The 356-nt window shown below is 67.1% G+C and carries 1 protein-coding gene; it reads right to left on the reverse strand.

Going from position 1 to position 356, the window contains the following annotated elements:
• Positions 1-356 (reverse strand): DUF3025 domain-containing protein (locus SB822_RS55530; RefSeq protein WP_410858902.1); only part of this gene is annotated, 356 nt, incomplete at both ends.

The raw sequence follows: 356 nt of genomic DNA on the forward strand, positions 1-356 counted from the left end.
GCCCCGCAGCGCGGCGCTCAACGCTGGATCGCTCAACGCAAACAACAGTGCGTTTTCGTCGAAGAGAGTCAGCGCATCGCGCACGCTGCCGCGCGTCGAGCCGACGCCGAGCAGGTCGATCGCCGCCGACTGCCGTGTATTGAGCGCGGCCTTGATGCGCGGGAAGGCGAACCACATCGACGCGTTGAAGAAGTCGTGCAGATTGTGGCGCGTCGGCACGCGGCCGGTCGACGCGATGTGCGCCTCGTAGGCGGCGCCGGGCGGTAGTTCGTCCTGCGCGATGAACGCGAGGCGTTGGCCGCGGCCTGTGGTCTGACACGTGTTAGCGGCGTCGGCATTCATTTCGGCGAGCAAGG

The sequence above is a fragment of the Paraburkholderia sp. SIMBA_054 genome, from assembly GCF_046534875.1.
GTDB lineage: Bacteria > Pseudomonadota > Gammaproteobacteria > Burkholderiales > Burkholderiaceae > Paraburkholderia > Paraburkholderia hospita.